Consider the following 20173-nt stretch of genomic DNA (forward strand, 5'->3'; position numbering starts at 1 on the left):
GAATGGAAAATGTGATAGAGCTCCGTGGTGTGTCTAAAGCGTTGAAAGCATTTACGATAAATGATATGGATTTAGAAATAAAGCAAGGCTATGTAACAGGTTTTATTGGAGTAAATGGTGCCGGAAAATCCACGACAATGAAGCTCATAATGAATCTGCTGCAGCCGGATAATGGAGAAGTAAGTATATTTGGACTGGATTACGCCAGTCATGAAAAAGAAATAAAAGATCGTATCGGCTTTGTTTACGACAGCAATATCTTTTATGAATCCTTGAATCTGAAGGATATTAGCAGAATTGTGGCACCGGCATATAAGCACTGGGATCAGAAGCAATTTAAAGCATATGTAGACCAGTTTGAACTGCCTTTAAATAAGCCAATGAAGAAACTCTCGAAAGGAATGCAAATGAAAGCTTCGATTGCGATGGCGCTCTCACATGATGCGGAATTAATTGTGATGGACGAGCCGACAGCAGGGCTTGATCCGACATCTCGCAGGGAACTTTTAGATATTTTTCAAGAAGTAATGATAGACGGAAAAAGAACAATTCTCTTCTCGACACATATCACAAGCGATCTCGACCGGATTGCCGATTATATTGTTCTGATTGATGAAGGGGAAATTCTTTTTGATAAACCAGTCTATGAGCTGCAGGAGCAGTATGCGGTAGTGAAGGGGAGCATGGAATTGCTTGATGCAGATACGGAAGCATTTTTTATAAAAATAGAACGTTTGCCAAACGGATTTCAAGCGTTGACCAAGGATGCTGCAAAAGTAAAAGAAGTGTTCGGCGAGCATGTTGTCATTGAAGAAGCATCCTTAGAGGAAATCATGTTTTATATGAAAGGAGCGGATCATCCATATGACTAATTTAATCAGGAGAGATTTGATTATACAGAAGTTTCAGCTGTACTTATTTATTCCATGTATTCTTTTTATAATTTTTGCAGGCTCCCATTTACCTGCTTTTTTCATTTTCGTATTTGCGGGATTCTTCATTCCAATAAATGCTTATTCGTATGATGAAAAGGCAGAAACAAATATCTTACTGAATTCACTGCCTTATACGCGTACGCAAATTATTGCGTCCCGGTATATTGGTGCAATTTTTTATATGGCAGTATCCATCGGTATAGCAATTGTTCTTCTCTCTATGTTTAATCGTACATTTACATGGACAGATATTGGAATTGGAGCAGGGATTACACTTACTCTGTTTGCAATTGCTTTTCCGCTGTTCTATTTATTGAAGCCGGGACATATTGGAACGGCAATCGTGATAGGATTTGTTTTGGTGTTTGTTTTAAGCCAGGTGACAATGACATTTCATCTGACTTCGATTGTTCAATTTCTTTCCAGCGTGTCCACTCCTGCACTTTATATAAGTATTGCGGGTATCATTATCGTGTTATATGCAGTTTCCTGGCTGATTAGCCAAATAATTTATCAGCGGAAAGCTTTTTAAAAAATATAGTGAATTTTGAATAGATAGGGATTAGGGATCTTAAGCATCAAGCTGAGGTCTCTTTTTTTTATGGAAAAATTATTTTAACCGTTGAAAAGATAATAAAATAATGGTTTAATTGTGTATATAGTGTTAATATAGTATATATACAATATTAGATTAATGGTATAAGCGTTATATAAAGGAGAATTCGGATGACGGAGAAAACAGGCTTTTTAAGTAATAAGAAACTAAAAGAAACAGTAGTAACTGTAGGCATTCTTATCTTAGTTCAAATTATTTTTATACTTTTGGATGGAACTGGCTGGGAACCTAATGTTCGTGATACAGATTTTATTAATAACATTTTAAACGCAAAGTTGTTTACAGAGTACTTCCATTTTTATAGTTATCCATTTTTTAATTTTGTTACGTTTTTACAATTAGTTGCAGTAATAATATGTGTATTAGCAGAGATCCTGAGCTTTATTTTTAAGAAAAAGAAGTAAAGAAATGACCTTGAAAGCGGAATTTCATGAACAGGAACGAAACGAAGGAAATGAATGAATTTTAAATTAGGGAGTGAAAAATATGGAAAATATAGTAGAATTTAAAGGAGTAACGAAGCACTTTAAAGATTTTTCAATAGAGGATATTCATTTACAAATTAAACAGGGATATGTAACCGGATTTATCGGGGCGAATGGAGCTGGAAAGTCAACAACCATGAAGCTGATGATGAATTTGTTAAAGGCAGATGCAGGAGACATCAATGTATTTGGTCTGAATTATGCCAGTAACGAAAAAGAAATCAAGGAGCGGATGGGTTTTGTCTATGACAGCAATGTATTTTATGAAAGTTTAAATTTAAAAGATATCCGGCGGATCGTTGCACCAGCTTATAAAAATTGGGATGACAAGCAATTTTACGATTATATCAAGAAGTTTGAGCTGCCTTTAAATAAAGGGATAAAAACCTTTTCCAAGGGGATGCAGATGAAAGCTTCTCTGGCAATAGCTCTATCGCATGATGCAGAGTTTATAATGATGGATGAGCCGACAGCAGGATTAGATCCTGTTTTTCGGAGGGAACTGCTGGATATTTTGCAGGAAATCATGGAGGATGGCAATAGAACATTATTCTTTTCTACGCATATTACCAGTGATTTAGAGCGGATCGCTGATTATATTACATTTATTCAAAAAGGGGAAATTCTTTTTAATGATTCAATAGAAGATGTACAGGATCGTTATGCCTTAGTTAAAGGAAGTATGGATGTAATCAATCGTGATGTAGAAAAAATGTTTATCAAGATAGACCGTTCCTCTTATGGTTTTCAAGCGTTAACAAATGATGCAGCAGGAGTAAAAGCATTATTGGGGGATCGGGTTATTATGGAAGAAGCTACTTTAGAAGATATTATGTTTTATGCAAAAGGAGCTGAGAAGCAAAATGTTTAATCTGATAAAAAAAGATTTTTTTATACAGAAAACACAAATAGGCTTTCTTGTTCCCCTTATTATGATTTTTGCTATTTTCATCAAGGATATACATCCTGCATTTATTTTTCTGATGGCTAGTGTCTTTATCCCGCTTAACGCATATATCTTTGATCAGCAATCTAAATCAAATATTCTTCTAAATTCTTTGCCATACACAAGAAAAGAAATTGTTAATGCAAGATATATTGGAGCAATTGTATATATGATTCTATCGATTGCACTGGCAGGGGGGATTTTGTATATATTTCAATTTGATTATATGATAAGGGATATGGCAATTGCAGCTGGTTTATTTTGTCTCATTGCTTCCTTTGCTTTTCCATTATTTTATTTCTTAAAAGCGGAGTATATTTTTATAGCGGCTTTTATCGGATTTATTGCATCAACCATTATTTTGCCGCCAGTTTTTCGATTTTTAGCAGAACATCTTACAACCATTACTGATTTTATTACAAGCTTATCAACGTCAGCACTTTATCTTAGCGGCGCAGCTATAGCGATTGGTTTATATCTCCTATCCTGGGTAGTCAGTCAATTTATTTACCAGCGAAAAGTATTTTGATACCTTGTACATTAGCAATAAACTTGAAAGAATGGAGTCATGAATATGTTTAACTTGATAAAAAAGGATTTAATTATACAGAAATGGGATCTGCTTGTATCTGTTGCGATCATTGTTTTCTATGCCATTTTTGCCAGGCAGCTCAGTCCATTTTTTATATTTTTGGTGGCGAGTATATTTTTGCCGCTCAACGCTTATATAAATGAAGAAAAGACAAAGATAAATATATTATGGAACTCGCTTCCATACACAAGAAAAGAGATTGTAGCTGCGAAATATGTTGGAGCAGTGCTGTTTATGATTTTATCAATGGGGGCAGCCGGGGCAATTCTGTATATTTTTAACTATCACTATACATTGAGGGATATAGCGATTGCTGCGGGAATGTTCTTGATTTTTGCTGCTTTTACTTTTCCATTATTCTATATACTAAAGCCTGGTTATATAGGAATAGCAATTATGATTGGATTTCTCGTATTTTCATTTGCCTTATCTTTTATCGTACCCTTTGTGACCGAAAATTTCACAGCAATCATTCATTTTCTTGCAGGCTTCTCGACATTAACACTTTATCTTAGCGGTGCAGTTATTGCTATTGGGATGTATCTCCTATCCTGGTCAGTCAGCCACTTTGTTTACCAGCGAAAAGTATTTTAAGGTTACGTTTAAAAATGGAGAAGGAGACAGGAGAGAAATGCTTCTATTAGTAGAACAGCTTTTTTTAATATCCATTAGTCCTAAAACCAACAAAGCTTATGGACATGCATCCACTGCATTACCCTATAGTTTAAGCGGTGCTTTAGTTGCTGAACTTATGATGGAAGGGCAGGTAGAGTTGCACTGTTCCAAACTAGTGGTTGTTCATTCAGAAGTGGAAGATCTACTTTTGAAAGAAACACTGGAGATTATGCAGTTAAAAAAGAAGAAAACACCAAAATATTGGATTTCTGCATTGAAACGTTCACATAAAAATATTCTCCTTATTTATTTGGAGGCAGCAGTTTTACGGGGGATTCTCCATGATAAAAAACAGGCTTAAGCTCCTGGCTTAGCCTGCTTTCATTAATATTTAATCGTCCACTTCCACATGCAGCTGTTCTCCAGACTCCGCATCAATATAAACATCTACTTCTTGAGACTCCATATCTTCAAAATTAATTTCATATACAGGGCTGCCGTTTTCAAATTCTAAGGACCAGCCTCTTGCAGTAATGCCCTCAGTTTCGGAAGCTTCCGATGCTGTAGATAGTGCTTCTTCAGCAGTGATATAGTCGCCTAGTACTAATTCATTATATTGTTCATCCGATTCTATTTGTTCCCTTTCTTCTGAGATAACATCACCACTTTGATCGATTTCAGCAGAGTATTCCATCGTGTCATCATAACCATCTATATCATAGACAAGCTCTCCATTTTCTTCATCCAACTGAATAGAAGAAAGACTTGAACCAGGGAAATGTTCAAGGAAGGCGTCCATGGCATCTTCCGCGCTTAAGGACACATTTGTTAAATCTAAATCATCATTATTCTCCATTGTGTCATTGTTGTCGCTCGTATCTGTGTTTTCGTTATCTCCTTCTGTATTTGTATCCTCATTATTATCATCTGCATTCTCACTTGTGTTTGGATCATTTGTTGCATTATTTTCTGTGCTGCTGTCATCACTTGTCCCACAAGCTGCTAAAGTAATGGAAAGAAGCAGTGTCAGGCATAGAAGTAATATTTTTTTCATGGTTGTTCATCCTTTCCAAGCTCTCTTTGAGAGAGTTATTTAAACTCATAATAACCATTTAAAAAAGAACCAAACCAAAAATAAAAAAATAGGTATTACTATTTTCTTGCATTTTAAGAAAGAATTCAAGGAATAAAGTATAAGAGCAACGGTTTTGATGGGACGAGTAATCGCGGTCCCAGTCCCAACTAAGACATTCGCGAAAGGCTTGGAGAATGCCAAGTTTTCATTAAATATATTTATACATTAATTTGTATGAAGACAAATGTTTTATGCATAAAAAAACACCCATTTCTTTTAAAAGAGATGGGTGCGAGAGTAGATGGAAGCATAAATATTATTTTGCTGATGAATTGCGTTTATGCTTTGATATCATACGGTACTCAATTAAGAGCTCTCCAACAATTGCAAATAAGAAAACAGGAAGAGCGTAAAGGATATTCGTCAATATCCAGATAATAAGAAAGATTCCTATCGTTCCAAGCCATAAAGCTCCTGACAGCATTCCGCGTTTTGTGATTTCATCTGTATCCTTATAATAGCCAGCGTAAGCTTCGTGATATTGTTGATGCTCTTGCAATAACCATGGCTTGAATCGCTTTTTCTCAGTAAGGATTAAAAAGGCGATAATCAATACGCCGGGTAATACAAAAGGAATTAATATACCAAGGATAGCTGCAGGATCGCTGTTTTCCATAAAGTATTGTGAACTGGAGATGGAGATTCCAAATAAGATGACACCAACAGCTAGAGCGTAAGCCAGTGCCCGTTTCCAATTCATCGGATATTTCGCGGCTGTTTCTGTTGTTAATCCTAAATAGGTTAAGGCAGCTCCTGCAGGTACAACAAATGGCAAGAAGGAAGAAATAGCAATGAATAAATGATTTTCTGTTGAAAAATAAGTAATCATGGCTGTAATGATGCCAAACAATAGCACTCCGACAGAAAGTGTATATCCAATCGCGTAGCCTGCAGACAGCTTTGGTTTCGTATCAATGTACATTTTGCCAATAATCTCTTTTCGTTTTTCTCTGCTCAAGCCATCAGCGATCGCTGTAATGTCACCTAATTCTGCGACAGCTTCTGCAAATGCCTCGTCAGATGATTTTCCTTCCTTTTCTAAATCCTGTACGCGGTCTTTTAAATTTATTACAATTTCTTCTTTAAAATCTTCAAGCTCTGGTGTGGGTTCATAACCTTGAAATAAATCATCAACATATTTTTTTATCATCATATTAATTATCCTCCTTTTTCAATAACCGGTTTAAGATACGCTGGGTAAATGCCCAATCGGCAATATTCTGTTTGTATTGTGCACGTCCTTTATCGGTAATCCGGTAATACTTTCTTCGGCCTCCTTGACTTTCGTCTCCCCAATAGGCAACGATACATGCTTCTTTTTCCAATCGTTTATAGCTGGAATACAGGGTGGCTTCTTTTAATTGATACAACCCATCTGTTCGATCCATGATGGTTTTATAAATTTGATATCCATAGGCATCGTTTTCCATTAAAATACCCAATACAATTGTGTCTGTATGGCCGCGTAATAAATCTGCTGAAATTCTTCCTTCCAACAAAATCCCTCCTTACCTTACAACGAATTATCCTCAATCTTAATACATATTAATTATAATACTATGACAGACATAGTATTTGTTTATATAAGTATATTACTATGACAGACATAGTATGTCAACGGAAATATTTTAAACATAATGAATATGTAATGCACGCATATACCAATTTTTTACTGCTTAATTCGAAATAATAGATTTTCCTATTTGTGTGGAAACGTTATAATAGGAAAAGAAGGAAGGGAATTGTATGATATTTTTATTCCTGAGAACGATAGCAATTGGTCTCTTAGGAGCTATTATCTTTTCAGTTATCGGTTTGCCGCTGCCCTGGCTGCTTGGATCCATGCTAGTGACATTATTGTTCCAATTAAAATCATCTTGGAAAATTGTATGGGATCCAACCTTTCGAAATATTGGGCTGGTCATTGCCGGATATACGATTGGTTATGCTTTTACATTAGAAGCGCTGCAGGAAATGATAAACTATTTTCCGATGATGATTATCATTAACATTATTTTCTTAATTTTATTTATCGGTGTCAGCTTTGCGGTTTCGAAGTGGGCACGGCTGGATATCGGAACAGCAATGGCTTGTTGTGCCCCGGGTGGATTACAGCAGGTCATCGTCTTTGCAGAAGAACAAAAAACCTTGAACATAACCGTGGTGACTTTTTACCAGGTCATGCGGCTGCTGGCGATTATTACATTGGTTCCGTTTATTGTTTCCGGCAATAATGGCAGTACGTCTTCCGGTAATATAGCAGAAAGCTATTCACTGGTCTTATTCTGTTTATTGATTGTATGCTACATAGTTGGAATGGCCTGCAAGTTAATTAAAGTCCCTACTGCCTATTTATTAGGCCCTGTTTTCTTCATCATGGTGTGTAATCTATTATCGATTCAGGTCCCTGTGATGCCAGAAAATTTACTGCATATTGCTCAACTTTTTATTGGGATTTATGTAGGCTTATTATTGGAACGGGATAAGCTGAAGAAAATGAAATCACATATTGTGTATGCTGTCGGTTCGTGTGTCATATTAATCAGCGTAGCTTTTTTTATCAGTGAATGGATGGCACATTATTTTATGGATTTTGCGACCAGCTTTTTAAGCGTTGTTCCAGGCGGTGTGGATCAAATGGGAATTATTGCAGCTTCGATACAGGCAGAAGTAACGGTGGTAACCTCATTCCAGCTGTTTCGGATTTTATTTTTATCCATTATTATTATTCCATTTGTAAAATATATGGTTCGAAGGGATCAAAGAAAAGTAAGAGGATAAGAGAGGTGTAAAAAGTGATTCAAATTGGTTTGACAGGATGGGGAGACCACGATTCTATTTATGCAGATGATACAAAAGCGCATGAAAAATTACAGGAATACAGCAGTCATTTTCCAGTTGTAGAATTAGACGCTTCCTTCTACGCGGTACAGCCTATTCATAATATGGAAAAATGGGCGAGGGAGACACCGGCGAATTTTCAATTTATCGTGAAAGCTTATCAAGGTATGACAGGGCACGATCGGGAAGGGAAGGAAAACCCTTTTGAAAAGAAAGCAGAAATGTTTCAAGCGTTCCGGGAGTCCATTGAACCGCTTCAGAGAGCAGAAAAGCTGGGATCTGTACTGTTCCAATTTCCGCCGTGGTTTGATTGCAGGAAAGAGAATGTAAAATACATCCGTTATTGTAAACAGCAAATGAACGATATCCCTGTTGCCCTGGAGTTTAGGCAGCAGTCCTGGTATGAGGAAAGATTTCAGCAGCAAACCCTGGATTTTATGAAGCAGGAGGGCTGGATTCATGCGATTGCGGATGAACCGCAGGCTGGTGAAAAATCGGTTCCGTTTGTACCTGTTGTCACTACAAAGGATAAGGTGATTATCCGACTACATGGTCGAAATGTTCATGGCTGGAATTACTCGGGGAATGCAAATTGGCGAAAAGTCCGTTATTTATATGAATATAATGAAAAAGAATTAACTACTTTAGCGGAAGAAGTAAAAAGATTAGAAAAGCAGTGTAAAGAAGTTATTGTTCTATTTAACAATAACTCTGGAAGACATGCGGCTGGTAATGCTAAACAATTTCAGAAGATGTTAGGAATTGAATTTGATGGACTGGCTTCACAGCAGTTGGGATTGTTTTAATAGTAAGAAAAAAATAACCAAAACGTTTGGTGAGTAGTAATGCTGTCAGCGTTTTGGTTATTTTTTAAGCATAAAGTTCTGTTTTAAAATTCAACCATGCTCCTCAAAACAATGTTAACTTACACTACGTAAAAATGGTATAATTTAAAATGAAATGTAAACCATGGTTGTCAAAATGTCATGTTTGATTTACAATTTCTTAGAGGTGATTGTTTTGAAATCAAATTTAAGAATCTTAAGGGCAAAAATGAATATAAGTCAAACAACTTTGTCGAAAGCTACAAATATTTCACGGCAAACCATCAGCTTATTAGAAAAAGGAGAGTATATACCTTCTTTAAAGACAGCTAAAAAATTATCTTTATATTTTGAAGAGCCTATTGACGATATTTTCATTTTAGAGGAGGAAGATTTAATATGAAGAAAACATTTTTTCATTACGCTCTCATAGGAGTGCTTATCTATTCTATTTATGCTTTTTTCACAAATGAATATAATGCTGGTATCCGAACGATTTTAGCCATCAATATCATTGGTTTGGCAATGTTGGTCATCTCATTAATTAAATCTTGGTCGGTTACGGAAAATAAAGAAGAAAGTGATTCTAAACAGAAAAAATTAGAGAAGACGTATTCTTCTATTGTTTTATTACAAAATGTTGCTGCTGTGATGGTTTTTGTTGTTATTCCAATTGGTTTTGTCCTTTATCGTGAAGCGTATCCCATGATCATTCTCAGTTCTTTCCTATTGATGCTTTTAGCGGGGGCATATGGTTTGAATACATATCAAAGATTGTTCAAGACTGCTTTTCCTGAAAAAGAAGTATTGAATGTTACAAAAACATCTTATAATAATGAAATTGTCGAACAATTGGATGGAACAGAAAAATCAATTTTAGTAAAAAGAATGTATAAAGCAATTCATGGTTTGGCATTCGGTCTTGTTTTGATTGAGTTCACCCTTATGTTCTATTCAGTGATTACCGCTAATTATCAAATTATCAGTATGATTTTAATCGGTTTATTACTTGTAGTTATTACCTTCGTTTATAGTTATATGTTTACATTAAGCAGTAATTGATTAACAAAAAAATTTTTATAGCTCGTTATCGATAATTAACTATATCTTTAAATTTTCAGAAAATAATTATATAATACCATTAACGGCAATTAGAATGGAGGAAAAACATATGATTCGTTATATGGTATGAACCTCTTAACTGATTTCCTTTTTTTAAACCATAACGAAAAATACAAAAGGATTTCAGGAGGGGACAAAATGAATACAGAAAACAAACGGAACAAACTGATGGAAGTACAAAAGGAACTATCTTTTTCAGGAGCTTTCTATGCAGTAAAGCAGGATGAAGTTATAACGGGAAGCAATGGATTCCGAAATCGTGCTGAAAAACTCAGAAATCAAGTAGATACACGATTTGGTATTGCTTCAGGATGTAAGTTGTTTACCGCAATTGCCGTTGCTAAGCTTGTAGAAATGGGGAAAATTGCTTTTGATACAAAATTAAAGGATTGTGTGACAGAGGAATTCCCTCACTTTGATAAGAATATCACTATTCATCATCTATTAACGCATACTTCTGGTGTGCCTGATTATTTTGATGAGGAAGAAATGGATGATTATGAACAGTTGTGGGAGTCTTTTCCGATGTATAGTGTCAGGACGCCAAAAGATTTTTTGCCGCTTTTTCAGCATAGGAAAATGGAAGAACGCCCAGGCAATACTTTTCAATATAATAATTCAGGTTATATTTTACTGGGATTGATTGTAGAACAGGTTGCAAAATGCAGTTTCACGTCATTTGTGGAAAAACATATTTTCGACTCAGCTGGGATGAGCGGCTCGGGATATTTTGAAATGGATGATTTACCTGAACGGACCGCAATTGGTTATATAGAAGAGCCAGGTGATAAATGGAAAACAAATATTTATTCTCTTCCCGCTAAAGGCGGACCAGATGGAGGCGCATACGTTACTGTTGCAGACATGGCTAAGTTTTGGAAGGCTTTGATGAGCTATCAACTGCTGTCAGAGGAAATGACAAAAGAAGTATTGAAATCGCGCGAGTGTGTAGATGCAGAGGAAAATATCTACTACGGATATTCAGGTTATATGGAATTAGATGACAATAAAGATATCATAAAATATATTCAGATGGGCTATGACCCGGGGGTTAATTTCCGGACAGTTCATTATCCGTCCAGTGAAAGGACGATCATTGTTTGTTCGAATGAATCAGAGGGTGCTTATGAGCTGTTAAGAGTGATAGAGCGTATCCTGTAAAACGAAACTTCACTTAGTGGGAGTTTTACGGCCGCTTCTCCGTGATAAAAAGAAAAAGGGATTAACCAGAAGGCGTTAGTCCCTTTTTTATTGAAACAACTTATGTCGAATCTTTTTCGCGTATTTATGAAAAATATTGCTTTTATCAAGTTTCCGTTCTTTAGTTAATGTACGAAAAGCTTCTTGTTTTTCAGATTGATCCGCTTGCTTTTTTCCATCTGTGGCAATGTGCATTAAATCACGATAGGAAATATACTGTTTTTGATTTTCCTGTTCATCAGAAAGATAGCCTGCCCGTTTTAAAATACGGAAAGATTGCTTCACTTCTTCAGGTAATCCTGCAAATTCATCCCGCAGATCCAACTGCTCTCCTTTGCCTGGCAAATCATCAAAATCTCCATCATCCACAGCTTTTTTAATTTGCTCTTCTACAAAGTGATACATAGCGTACCTCCTTATGCATTCTATCTTTAAGTATGCGGGATGAAAGGGGAAAGTTCAACTAAAGATTGTTATCGATATGATTAATAATCTGCTGCACAGCTTGTTCTCCCTTAAGTTTCCAATCATAAAAATCTGGTTTATGAAGATAGGCTTGAAATGAATAGAAATGCCGGTTGTCAGCGTGATGGATAATTTGAGGATTTCCAAATTCAATTTGAACAGATGGCTGGTTATGTTCTTCTTGCAGCACTTGGTAGGGAAGATACAAATATAGTTTTCTCTCTTCCTGACTGGAAAGTAGCCCATTAAAATATCCGTGGTAGTTACTATTTTCTACTATCGTAAACCCAAGCTCTTTTAAATGCAGCTTTAATTTTAGGAAAACCCCTTGCTTACCCGACAAATTAGTATGTAATGCTATCATTTTTAGTTTCTCCTTTTCCATTTTGTTATGACTAGTTTTGCCTTTGGTAAAGCGAAACATACGTTAATAAGAGATCATTCCATCTGTGGAAATTAAATAAATAATGACTTGATTAGAGAATATTTGTTCGGTATACTAGGTTTAGAGAGTCATCTTAGAAACTCACCTTATTATTATAAAAGGATGTGTTTTTATGCCCCAAATATGTCTTCGAAAAGTATACTCCTCATCCGAAATAACCACTTTGCATGTATAAGAAGAATCCAAGTCATACAACAAATATCAAAGAAGAAAAGAACGTACCAAGAAGGCGCTGCATCGTATCCCTGATGTGCAATTAATGGATTTAAAAGTGGACTATGCATTTAAACAACTATTTGGAAACGAAAAGAATAAGGATATCACCGTCGTTTTTCTCAATGCCATTTTAGCCAAATCTGGAAGAAGTCCGATTCAGCAGCTTTACTTTCAAAATATCGAAATCGGCGGCGAATATGAAGAGGACAAAAAATCCAGATTAGATCTCTTAATCAGGACGGAGAATAAAGAATGGGTCAACATAGAAATTCAAATCAATAATGAGTATAATATGATAAAAAGATCCCTGTATTATTGGTCGAGACTTTTTTCAGAACAGCTGAAAAAAGAGCAGAGCTATAAAGAATTGTACCCCGTCATTAGTATTAATATCATGCATTTTAACCTGCTGGATGAAACGGACGCCTTTCATAATATTTTTCACCTGCATGAGATAAAGCAGAAATATCCATTAACCGATATGATTGAATTTCATTTTGTGGAAATTCCTAAACTGATTACTGCCTGGAAGAATAATCAGCTGGATCCATGGGAAGACGTCTTAACGCGCTGGCTGCTGCTGTTAGGAACGGTCGATAGACAAAGAAATCATTTCTCGCAGTGTAACTGGCTGGGACTGCGATTACTCGCCCCATCGAAGGGCTTTTGTAAGACTCCCACATTAAGAATAAAGAAGTCATGAAAATTCTAAATGGGAGATCTAACAGCCAGTAACGGCCCGATTGGTTCAACTAATTGTTCAGCAGGGCGTAAAGAACCCTACTGAACAAAGTTTCACTTTATATGAAGACATCTATCAAGAACTGGAGGAGATTGCGCTGGTGGATAAAACGTTAAATGTTGCGATGCGGGTCTGGGAAGATTTAAGCCGTACAGAAGAAGAACGCCGGGAATATGAAATCCGTTTGAAGCAAATTTTAGATGAGCAATCCAAAAAGCGGGACAGAGAGTTGTTGGAACAGGAAATGGAAGAAGTGAAAGAGCAGAAAGAAGAAATGAAAATAGAGAAAGAAGAGGTTGAAAAACAGAGAGAAGAAATGAAAATGGAGAAAGAAGAAGCAGAACGCAAAAAGCTTGAAGCTGAGTCCGCGCTAAAGGAATCCACAAAACAAACGGCACTCAAAATGTTAGAGCAGGGGATAAGCCAAACGGCTATTTTACAGGTGACGGGTTTAACTCTACAGCAATTTGAGGTTATTCAGCAGGAATTGGGAAATAAGAATAAATAGATTATAACGTACTAGTATAAAACAAGAAGGCACATGCTGATAATGAAGAGACAGCATGTGCCTTTATGCTAAAAATGAAATCGCCGCACAATCTCATTTTTCATTGTTTTTTCCGAAAATAATACCATACCAATTAGTGTCAGCAGAGCGTATAAAGCAGTTGCAGCACTTGGCCATAATACAGTGGACCACGAACTTAAGAATAGAATAACAGGAAGGAATCCGAGAATAACCATTGTAGTCATATAACCGATGTATTCACGCCACTTCATAGGTTTCCGCAATACAATAATCGTTACAAGCAGCGTTGCCAGTGTGACAAGAAACGGAATAACATAGTGAATGGACCATTTAGAACTTCCGGATGCTGCATCTAAAATAAACAGCATAACTGAAAGTGCAATAACTTGAAGTACCACCTTTGAGCCGATGTGTGCTCTGGAAAGAATGGTATGGTTTATGGTTAATAAACTGTATAGTACAGGGCTTAACACATATAAAAACCATAATTCTTCCGGATTAGTCAGTAAATTAATTAATAAACTGGTACTGACAGTGAAGATGGCAATAAATAAGACAAGACGCTGTGCAAAGCGACGTCTTTTGACCCTGGTTTCATAAATAGGATAATATTCATTGTCTCCAGTTTTCTTAGAAAGCTTTTGCTTACATAAAGGACAATATTGCTGTTTTGTATAGGTATTGCAATTACTGCAATAATGTTGCATTGTTTTCACCTGCTGTCATTGGAATATACTTCTATCTCCAAATTATATTTCTTTGAAAGCTCTCTGAAAAAAGTACGGATAATATCCGCTTCTTTAATCATTCTGGAGAATGTAATTACCAGCTCATCACCAACTGCAATCATCGCCCCATTTATTGGACTTTTCTTGGTTGGATATAAAATGAGTTCCATATGTGATATATGTGCTTGCATAGATTCAGGAATTTGTACCTTGCCTACATTTGTCATCGTCATTGTTTTAGTACGTTCACTAAAGCTTCTATATCCATAACGGATCGCACGGTATTTTAGCGGAAGCGGGATGAATCTTGCTGTCAGTCTTGTCTGCCATTTGACCCGATCATTAATGCTTTGCTGTAAACTTTCTTTCCGTACTTTTTCCCGTAATTGCTTCGATATTTCTGAGATAATTTCTTCTAAAGTTGTTTTCTCCGTTACCGCCATACCAATATTAACCACACCAAAAAAATTACGGAGTGTATTGGAAGGAAAAAGGTTTCGTAAATTAACAGGGATAGCAATTTTTATTTCTTCCTGATAAGCTCGAAATTTTAACCTTTCTTTATATATAGCTGCAATAAGAAGTGCTGAAATAAAAGCAGTTATGGTTGTTCCATGTGCTTTAGCAAGCTGGTGTACCTTCTCAGCACTCATCTTTCCATGGACGACAACGGTCTGATCAATTGCACCGCCGCGAATTTGGTAGGAAGAAGCTTCTTTATATTTTTCCGGTTTTTCATCTGTGACATAGTTTTGATAACTATCATCTCTTTCATAATAGCTGGGTTCATCATGAATATTAATGAGTGGACTTTCGTAATTTACATCTTTCCCCAAGTAAACAAGGTAATGATAAATAAGTGCTTTAATAAACTCCAAAGCGCCTGTACCATCCGTTACAGAATGAAAAAATTCTACCGCAATCCTTTTTTTATAATACGTCACACGCATTAAGAATCCATTCGTTTCGATAGGATCAATGGGTGCGCACGGATATTGATTTTCGTATTGTACAAAAAGCTTTTCATTATTTTCTACAAGGAAATCCCAGAATACGCCCTTATTCAGCTTCACTGCAAACATTGGTAACCGTTTGATTACATCGTCCAGTGCAAGCTGGAGCTTATCGGGCTGTACAGTTTCCTTCATAACTGCAGCCATCCGAAAGACGGAAGAATTTGTCTGTTCAGATACAGCGTGAAACATTTTCCCGGCATTATCAAGTTTGTACCATTCATTCATCTTTCGAACACCTCTTGCACATATTTTTGCTCGTATATGGTTAATGTGAGTAAAACGAGATTCTTTTATAAGCTTTATTTTTTACTTTAACAGATGATGTTCTTTAATTATACTATGAAAAATATCAATTTTGAAAATAGGTATATATTTTAAAATAGAAAGGTCTGTTTAATTCTGTTGTGATGGTTAGGAGATAAAAAAGAAAAGGAGTAACGACCATGTAATACATGATCATACTCCTTACCTAAATAAAGAAAATAATATAAACAGAAAAGGCTGCAAACACGATAATATAGAAAAGAATTCTGCCAAGTGTCGACTTTTTGTAACTATCGTATATGGCTGTCCCAACAATAATAACTAATGAAATAATCAGGGTAGCAGTATTTAAGAAAAAAGTCACTAAAATAATTGAAATAATAAATAAGATACTTATTATTATACTCTCTTTTCTGCTCATAACTAATCCCCCGCTTAAACCAATGTTATGTTAACACTGCCAATGTTACTGTAGCTGGCAAGATACTCTCCAGCTTCCGCCTTAAACGGTGAAATAAAAGTTCCTGAAGAAACAATCATTCCTTTTTGAAGATATTGGTTATGCTCAGCTAATTTTTTTACGAGCCATTTCACAGCATAAACAGGATTACCTAATACTGCGTCGGCGCATGCAGTATGCGTTGTTGTACCGTTAAATTTTAAATCCAACCTAATTGCTTCAAGCTTCTCCAAGGAGGGAGCAGCTACAGGGTTACCAACAACAATTCTGCCGGTTGCTGTATTATCAGAAAGTAAATCGATCAATGAAAAATTGGGGAACCAGTCGATATATCTTGCATCCGGAATCTCAATCCCAGGAGCAACAGAGGATTTTTCGATGATTTCTTGCGTATCTGCATCACCAGAAATATCTTCATTAATGAAAAACATCAGTTCAGGTTCAATCAAGGGAGAGAACAAGTTGGATAAGGCGTATTCAGAACCTTCCTGCAACACTTGAGATGTCAGGATCGTTCCATAAGCAGGTTCATTTGTATCAGCAATTGCCTGGGTCTCTTTACTGGTCATACTGATTTTATAGCCGGCAACTGCTTCACCTTCCTGAACACGCTTCTTAATAAAAGCATGCTGCACCTGATATGCTTCTTCTGCGCTGATTGTATAATTTTCACGAATAAATGAAACGGGCTGATGGGTTCGGTAAGCTGCTTCAATATGTGTTAAAATTTCGGGAATAACACTCATAATCAAAATCTCCTTTTAATTTCTTCCATGATTTTACAAAATATAATATGAGTACATAATGAAAGAAAAGAGCGGCTCCGTCAAGAGCCCACTCTTTATATTGGTTAATTATCAGCAACTTTTAATGTAAGCTGCTTCACTTCTTCAATTGTTTTAGCTCCAGATAAAGCCATGGATACAGCAACTTCCTGAGCAAGGTTTGCAAATACCTTCTGGACACCCTCCTCACCTTGAAGTGCCAGCGCATAGGTATAAGGACGTCCGAATAAAATGGCATCTGCGCCAAGCGCCAGAGCTTTGATGACATCTGCTCCCCGGCGGACACCGCTGTCAAATAGCAGAGGGAAGTCTGGGCCGACTGCTTTACGTACAGCTGATAAAGCTTCTAGGCTGGAGATTACGCCGTCCATTTGTCTGCCGCCATGGTTCGATACAATAATACCGTCGATTCCCACATTTATCGCTTGCTTTGCGTCTTCAGGGTGAAGAATGCCTTTTAAAAAGATAGGCAGCTTCGTGTGTTTGCGTAATTCAGCTATATTGTCCCAATGAAGCGATGGATGATGCAGATTTTCAATAATGGAGTCAATCTCATCCTGACCGTCCTTTAAGCTTTTTTGAAACGCCGGATCCTGAACATAGTTTGCTTTTCCATATCCTTTTTTTAAAGGAGAGTATTGATAACGCATATCATCTTCACGCCATCCAAGAATCATAGTATCTACGGTGACAACGATCGCTTCATACCCGGCTTTTTCTGCACGCTCAGCCATACTGTAAGAAATGGCATCATTATTGGACCAATATAGCTGAAACCATTTTGGTCCTTGAGGAACGGCTTCTGAAATTTCTTCGATCGATCTTGCTGTAACGGTACTTTGGATGTACGGAATATTCATTGAAGCAGCAACATTCGCAATCGAAAAATCTGGCTCTTCATGAACCATTTTTAAATGCCCTATTGGAGCAACCATCAATGGATAAGCATATTCTTTTCCTAAAATACGAATGGACGTATCTACCTCTGAGACATTGCGTAAAAACCTGGGAATAATAGAATACTTTTCAAAAGCTGCTCTATTTTTTCTTAATGTTTCTTCCCCGCCGGCACCAGAGTGGATGTGGCCAAATATTTCTTCAGGGAGAACTTGCTTTGCTGCAGCTTCAAGTTGAGCAGCTCCAATTGGAAAGGAATCTTGTATCGTTATATGCTCTAAGAACGAGCCTTCCTTTGATGGTGACATGTTTCTACCTCCGTTTTAATCTTTTTTCAATCGTTCAGCGAGCCGGTTTCCAAGAGACTGAAGCGCCTGTACGATAATTACTAAGAAAATGACAGTTACATACATTACATCTGTTTCATAATATAGGTGTCCATACTTGTAAGCAAGATCACCCAAGCCTCCTGCACCAACTAGGCCAGCCATAGCTGTTGCTCCAATAAGACTGATTGTAGCAATGGTTAAGGCTAACACAATTGCTGGTCTTGCTTCACGAAGCATAACATTCCAAATAATTTGATGTGTTTTTATCCCCATCGCACGATACGCTTCGATAACTCCTTGATTAACATCCAGCAAGGAAGATTCAATCAATCTGGCAATATAAGGGGCAGCATTAACAACGAGTGGTAGAATAACCCCTTTTACACCGATGGTTACGCCTACTACAAATTTGGTGAATGGAAGCATAAAGAATAAAAGAATAATAAATGGAATGGACCGGATAATGTTAATTAACAAGTTTAGAAATTGATAAACAAATCTATTTTGTAAAGGTTGTCCTGGACGCGTCAAAATGAGCAGGATAGCTAAAATAACTCCAATAATGACAGAGAAAAATAACGAGATAGTGACCATTAGAAATGTTTCTTCTATTGCTTTATAAAAAATTGAACCCCATTGATCTATAAATCCCTGCATCTTAATTTACCCCCAATTCTTCTACCTCTACGCCTTGTTCTTGTAAAAAGGAGAGGGAATGTTGCACCTGATGTTCGCTGCCGATTAAATGAACGACAAGGTTGCCGATGATTCCATTCTTTAATTCAATAATATTTGCACTTAGGATGTTTGGTTCTACATAGAACTGCTGGGTAACTTTGGATAACAGCGGTTGTCCAGTACTTTCACCTAAGAAGGTTAAACGAATTACCTTACCTTCTAAATTTAAGTCGTCGATTAAGCGGTCAGATAATTTTCGTTGTGAGATGGTATTTAGAAATTTTTTAGTCGTCGGTTGCTTCGGTTTTGTAAATAAATCGATTGTGGACCCTTGTTCAATGAGGTCTCCATTTTCAATAACATATACATAATCACATATTTTTTGAATCACATTCATTTCATGTGTGATTAATAGAATTGTAATTCCAAGCTCTGCATTAATTTTTAATAATAGTTCGAGAATGGAATTGGTTGTTTCTGGATCCAATGCGCTTGTTGCTTCATCGCTTAAAAGTACTTGTGGTTCTTGAGATAGCGCTCTGGCGATAGCTACACGTTGTTTTTGACCTCCTGAAAGTTGTGAAGGATAAGCATCTTTTTTTTCAGCTAAATCAACAATTTCCAAGTATTTAATGACCCGTTCAGCGATCTCAGATTTGGATATACCGAGTAATTTTAAAGGAATCGCAATATTGTCATAAACAGTAGCCGTTTTTAATAAATTAAAATGCTGAAAAATCATGCCGACTTTTTGTCTTGTTTTCCGGAGCTTTTCCTTTGATAATTTGGTTAATTCAATTCCATCGATCCATACCTCCCCTTGAGAAGGGGTCTCCAATAAATTGGCACAACGGATTAATGTACTTTTTCCTGCGCCACTGTAGCCGATAACGCCATGGATTTCTCCTTTATTGACAGAAATCGTCACATTGTCTAATGCGGTAACATTTTTTCCTTTTTTAGATGGGAAAATCTTCGTGACATTCTCTAACTTAATCATCTGTTATTCTTCCTGCCTTTCTATCTTTAAGCTGCAGCTTTTCTCTCAATATCTAATTCATAAAACGAAACTTCACTCAGTGGGAGTTTTCGACACACAGCTCTTTACGATGGGGTGAGTAATCGCAACCCCAGAAAAACACTACGCTTTCCGTGGGCTTGAGCTCAGCCTCCTCAAAAAAAAGAAGTTCGCTTTTTTTCTGCGGGGTCTTCCCTCCACGCTTTCCCACAGGAGTCTCCGTGTTTTTCCTCCGCTAGTTAACCTTATTGCTATCTACCAGTATCAAACATAATCTTAATGAAATTCAC

At 36.6% G+C, this 20173-nt stretch carries 26 protein-coding genes; 14 read left to right on the forward strand and 12 right to left on the reverse strand.

The features are described 5' to 3' along the window. Positions 1-2: 2 nt before the first annotated feature. The 7 genes from BN986_RS19275 (at position 3) to BN986_RS19305 (ending at position 4550) form a co-directional block, all read left to right on the forward strand. Entirely contained in the window at positions 3-872 is an 870-nt protein-coding gene (locus BN986_RS19275) for an ABC transporter ATP-binding protein (protein ID WP_040983198.1), read from the forward strand. Next, positions 865-1467 carry an ABC-2 transporter permease gene (locus BN986_RS19280; protein ID WP_040983200.1) on the forward strand — a complete coding sequence of 201 codons (603 nt, stop codon included), beginning with the start codon at positions 865-867 and terminating at the stop codon, positions 1465-1467. The genes BN986_RS19275 and BN986_RS19280 overlap by 8 nt, the downstream gene beginning before the upstream one ends. Positions 1468-1661: 194 nt before the next feature. Further along, positions 1662-1955 (forward strand): YfzA family protein, encoded by a 294-nt coding sequence (locus tag BN986_RS19285; RefSeq protein ID WP_040983202.1) that lies wholly within the window; start codon positions 1662-1664, stop codon positions 1953-1955. Positions 1956-2037: 82 nt separating this feature from the next. After that, positions 2038-2907 (forward strand): ABC transporter ATP-binding protein, encoded by an 870-nt coding sequence (locus BN986_RS19290; protein WP_040983204.1) that lies wholly within the window; start codon positions 2038-2040, stop codon positions 2905-2907. After that, the gene (locus tag BN986_RS19295) at positions 2900-3511 is read left to right on the forward strand and encodes an ABC-2 transporter permease (protein WP_040983206.1); all 612 of its coding nucleotides are present in this window, start codon (positions 2900-2902) and stop codon (positions 3509-3511) included. Before BN986_RS19290 ends, BN986_RS19295 begins: the two co-directional genes overlap by 8 nt. A 45-nt stretch (positions 3512-3556) precedes the next feature. Continuing rightward, positions 3557-4168: an ABC-2 transporter permease gene (locus tag BN986_RS19300; RefSeq protein ID WP_040983209.1), complete on the forward strand. Its 612-nt coding sequence runs from the start codon at positions 3557-3559 to the stop codon at positions 4166-4168. Between the two features lie 37 nt (positions 4169-4205). Next, a complete protein-coding gene (locus tag BN986_RS19305) occupies positions 4206-4550 on the forward strand; it encodes a GPP34 family phosphoprotein (RefSeq protein ID WP_040983211.1) in 345 nt (114 codons plus the stop codon). 30 nt (positions 4551-4580) lie between these two features. On the opposite strand, the gene BN986_RS19310 is transcribed toward BN986_RS19305, so the two are convergent. The 3 genes from BN986_RS19310 to BN986_RS19320 form a co-directional block, all read right to left on the reverse strand. After that, positions 4581-5243 carry a PepSY domain-containing protein gene (locus BN986_RS19310; RefSeq protein ID WP_040983213.1) on the reverse strand — a complete coding sequence of 221 codons (663 nt, stop codon included), beginning with the start codon at positions 5241-5243 and terminating at the stop codon, positions 4581-4583. Positions 5244-5580: 337 nt separating this feature from the next. Continuing rightward, positions 5581-6477 carry a permease prefix domain 1-containing protein gene (locus BN986_RS19315; protein ID WP_244445052.1) on the reverse strand — a complete coding sequence of 299 codons (897 nt, stop codon included), beginning with the start codon at positions 6475-6477 and terminating at the stop codon, positions 5581-5583. A 1-nt stretch (position 6478) separates the two neighbouring features. Continuing rightward, positions 6479-6823 carry a PadR family transcriptional regulator gene (locus BN986_RS19320; protein WP_379556156.1) on the reverse strand — a complete coding sequence of 115 codons (345 nt, stop codon included), beginning with the start codon at positions 6821-6823 and terminating at the stop codon, positions 6479-6481. 247 nt (positions 6824-7070) lie between these two features. On the opposite strand from BN986_RS19320, the gene BN986_RS19325 reads away from it, so the two are divergent. The 5 genes from BN986_RS19325 to BN986_RS19345 all read left to right on the forward strand — a co-directional run bounded on the left by BN986_RS19325 (position 7071) and on the right by BN986_RS19345 (position 11272). Continuing rightward, the gene (locus tag BN986_RS19325) at positions 7071-8105 is read left to right on the forward strand and encodes an AbrB family transcriptional regulator (protein WP_052400951.1); all 1035 of its coding nucleotides are present in this window, start codon (positions 7071-7073) and stop codon (positions 8103-8105) included. Positions 8106-8119: 14 nt separating this feature from the next. Then, a complete protein-coding gene (locus tag BN986_RS19330) occupies positions 8120-8971 on the forward strand; it encodes a DUF72 domain-containing protein (protein WP_040983219.1) in 852 nt (283 codons plus the stop codon). A gap of 205 nt (positions 8972-9176) precedes the next feature. Then, on the forward strand, positions 9177-9392 hold the full coding sequence (locus BN986_RS19335; protein WP_316244936.1) for a helix-turn-helix transcriptional regulator: 216 nt from the start codon (positions 9177-9179) through the stop codon (positions 9390-9392). Next, complete coding sequence (locus tag BN986_RS19340) at positions 9389-10051, forward strand: DUF3169 family protein (protein ID WP_040983224.1); 663 nt, start codon at positions 9389-9391, stop codon at positions 10049-10051. The genes BN986_RS19335 and BN986_RS19340 overlap by 4 nt, the downstream gene beginning before the upstream one ends. A 198-nt stretch (positions 10052-10249) precedes the next feature. Then, the gene (locus BN986_RS19345; protein ID WP_040983226.1) at positions 10250-11272 is read left to right on the forward strand and encodes a serine hydrolase domain-containing protein; all 1023 of its coding nucleotides are present in this window, start codon (positions 10250-10252) and stop codon (positions 11270-11272) included. 87 nt (positions 11273-11359) lie between these two features. Here BN986_RS19345 and BN986_RS19350 read toward each other — a convergent pair whose 3' ends face one another. Both BN986_RS19350 and BN986_RS19355 read right to left on the reverse strand, forming a co-directional pair. Then, positions 11360-11716, reverse strand: coding sequence for a DnaJ family domain-containing protein (locus tag BN986_RS19350; protein ID WP_040983228.1), 357 nt, complete (start codon positions 11714-11716; stop codon positions 11360-11362). A gap of 58 nt (positions 11717-11774) precedes the next feature. Next, positions 11775-12140: a YugN family protein gene (locus BN986_RS19355; protein WP_040983230.1), complete on the reverse strand. Its 366-nt coding sequence runs from the start codon at positions 12138-12140 to the stop codon at positions 11775-11777. A 340-nt stretch (positions 12141-12480) separates the two neighbouring features. On the opposite strand from BN986_RS19355, the gene BN986_RS19360 reads away from it, so the two are divergent. Beyond that, on the forward strand, positions 12481-13140 hold the full coding sequence (locus tag BN986_RS19360; protein WP_052400953.1) for an Rpn family recombination-promoting nuclease/putative transposase: 660 nt from the start codon (positions 12481-12483) through the stop codon (positions 13138-13140). 40 nt (positions 13141-13180) lie between these two features. Further along, complete coding sequence (locus BN986_RS19365) at positions 13181-13687, forward strand: hypothetical protein (RefSeq protein ID WP_040983232.1); 507 nt, start codon at positions 13181-13183, stop codon at positions 13685-13687. Between the two features lie 68 nt (positions 13688-13755). On the opposite strand, the gene BN986_RS19370 is transcribed toward BN986_RS19365, so the two are convergent. The 7 genes from BN986_RS19370 to BN986_RS19400 form a co-directional block, all read right to left on the reverse strand. Further along, complete coding sequence (locus tag BN986_RS19370) at positions 13756-14415, reverse strand: DUF6320 domain-containing protein (RefSeq protein ID WP_040983234.1); 660 nt, start codon at positions 14413-14415, stop codon at positions 13756-13758. 5 nt (positions 14416-14420) lie between these two features. Next, on the reverse strand, positions 14421-15677 hold the full coding sequence (locus BN986_RS19375) for a phthiocerol/phthiodiolone dimycocerosyl transferase family protein (protein WP_040983236.1): 1257 nt from the start codon (positions 15675-15677) through the stop codon (positions 14421-14423). Between the two features lie 244 nt (positions 15678-15921). Further along, positions 15922-16137, reverse strand: a complete 216-nt coding sequence (locus tag BN986_RS19380; protein WP_040983238.1) for a hypothetical protein — start codon at positions 16135-16137, stop codon at positions 15922-15924. A gap of 14 nt (positions 16138-16151) precedes the next feature. Beyond that, the gene (locus BN986_RS19385) at positions 16152-16922 is read right to left on the reverse strand and encodes a 2-keto-4-pentenoate hydratase (RefSeq protein WP_052400956.1); all 771 of its coding nucleotides are present in this window, start codon (positions 16920-16922) and stop codon (positions 16152-16154) included. 104 nt (positions 16923-17026) lie between these two features. After that, on the reverse strand, positions 17027-18166 hold the full coding sequence (locus BN986_RS19390; protein ID WP_040983240.1) for an alpha-hydroxy-acid oxidizing protein: 1140 nt from the start codon (positions 18164-18166) through the stop codon (positions 17027-17029). Between the two features lie 15 nt (positions 18167-18181). Further along, positions 18182-18850, reverse strand: a complete 669-nt coding sequence (locus BN986_RS19395; RefSeq protein ID WP_148417175.1) for a methionine ABC transporter permease — start codon at positions 18848-18850, stop codon at positions 18182-18184. Further along, the gene (locus BN986_RS19400; protein WP_040983243.1) at positions 18846-19865 is read right to left on the reverse strand and encodes a methionine ABC transporter ATP-binding protein; all 1020 of its coding nucleotides are present in this window, start codon (positions 19863-19865) and stop codon (positions 18846-18848) included. Before BN986_RS19400 ends, BN986_RS19395 begins: the two co-directional genes overlap by 5 nt. Positions 19866-20173: the final 308 nt, after the last annotated feature.

Source organism: Oceanobacillus jeddahensis (genome assembly GCF_000750635.1).
Lineage (GTDB): Bacteria > Bacillota > Bacilli > Bacillales > Amphibacillaceae > Oceanobacillus > Oceanobacillus jeddahense.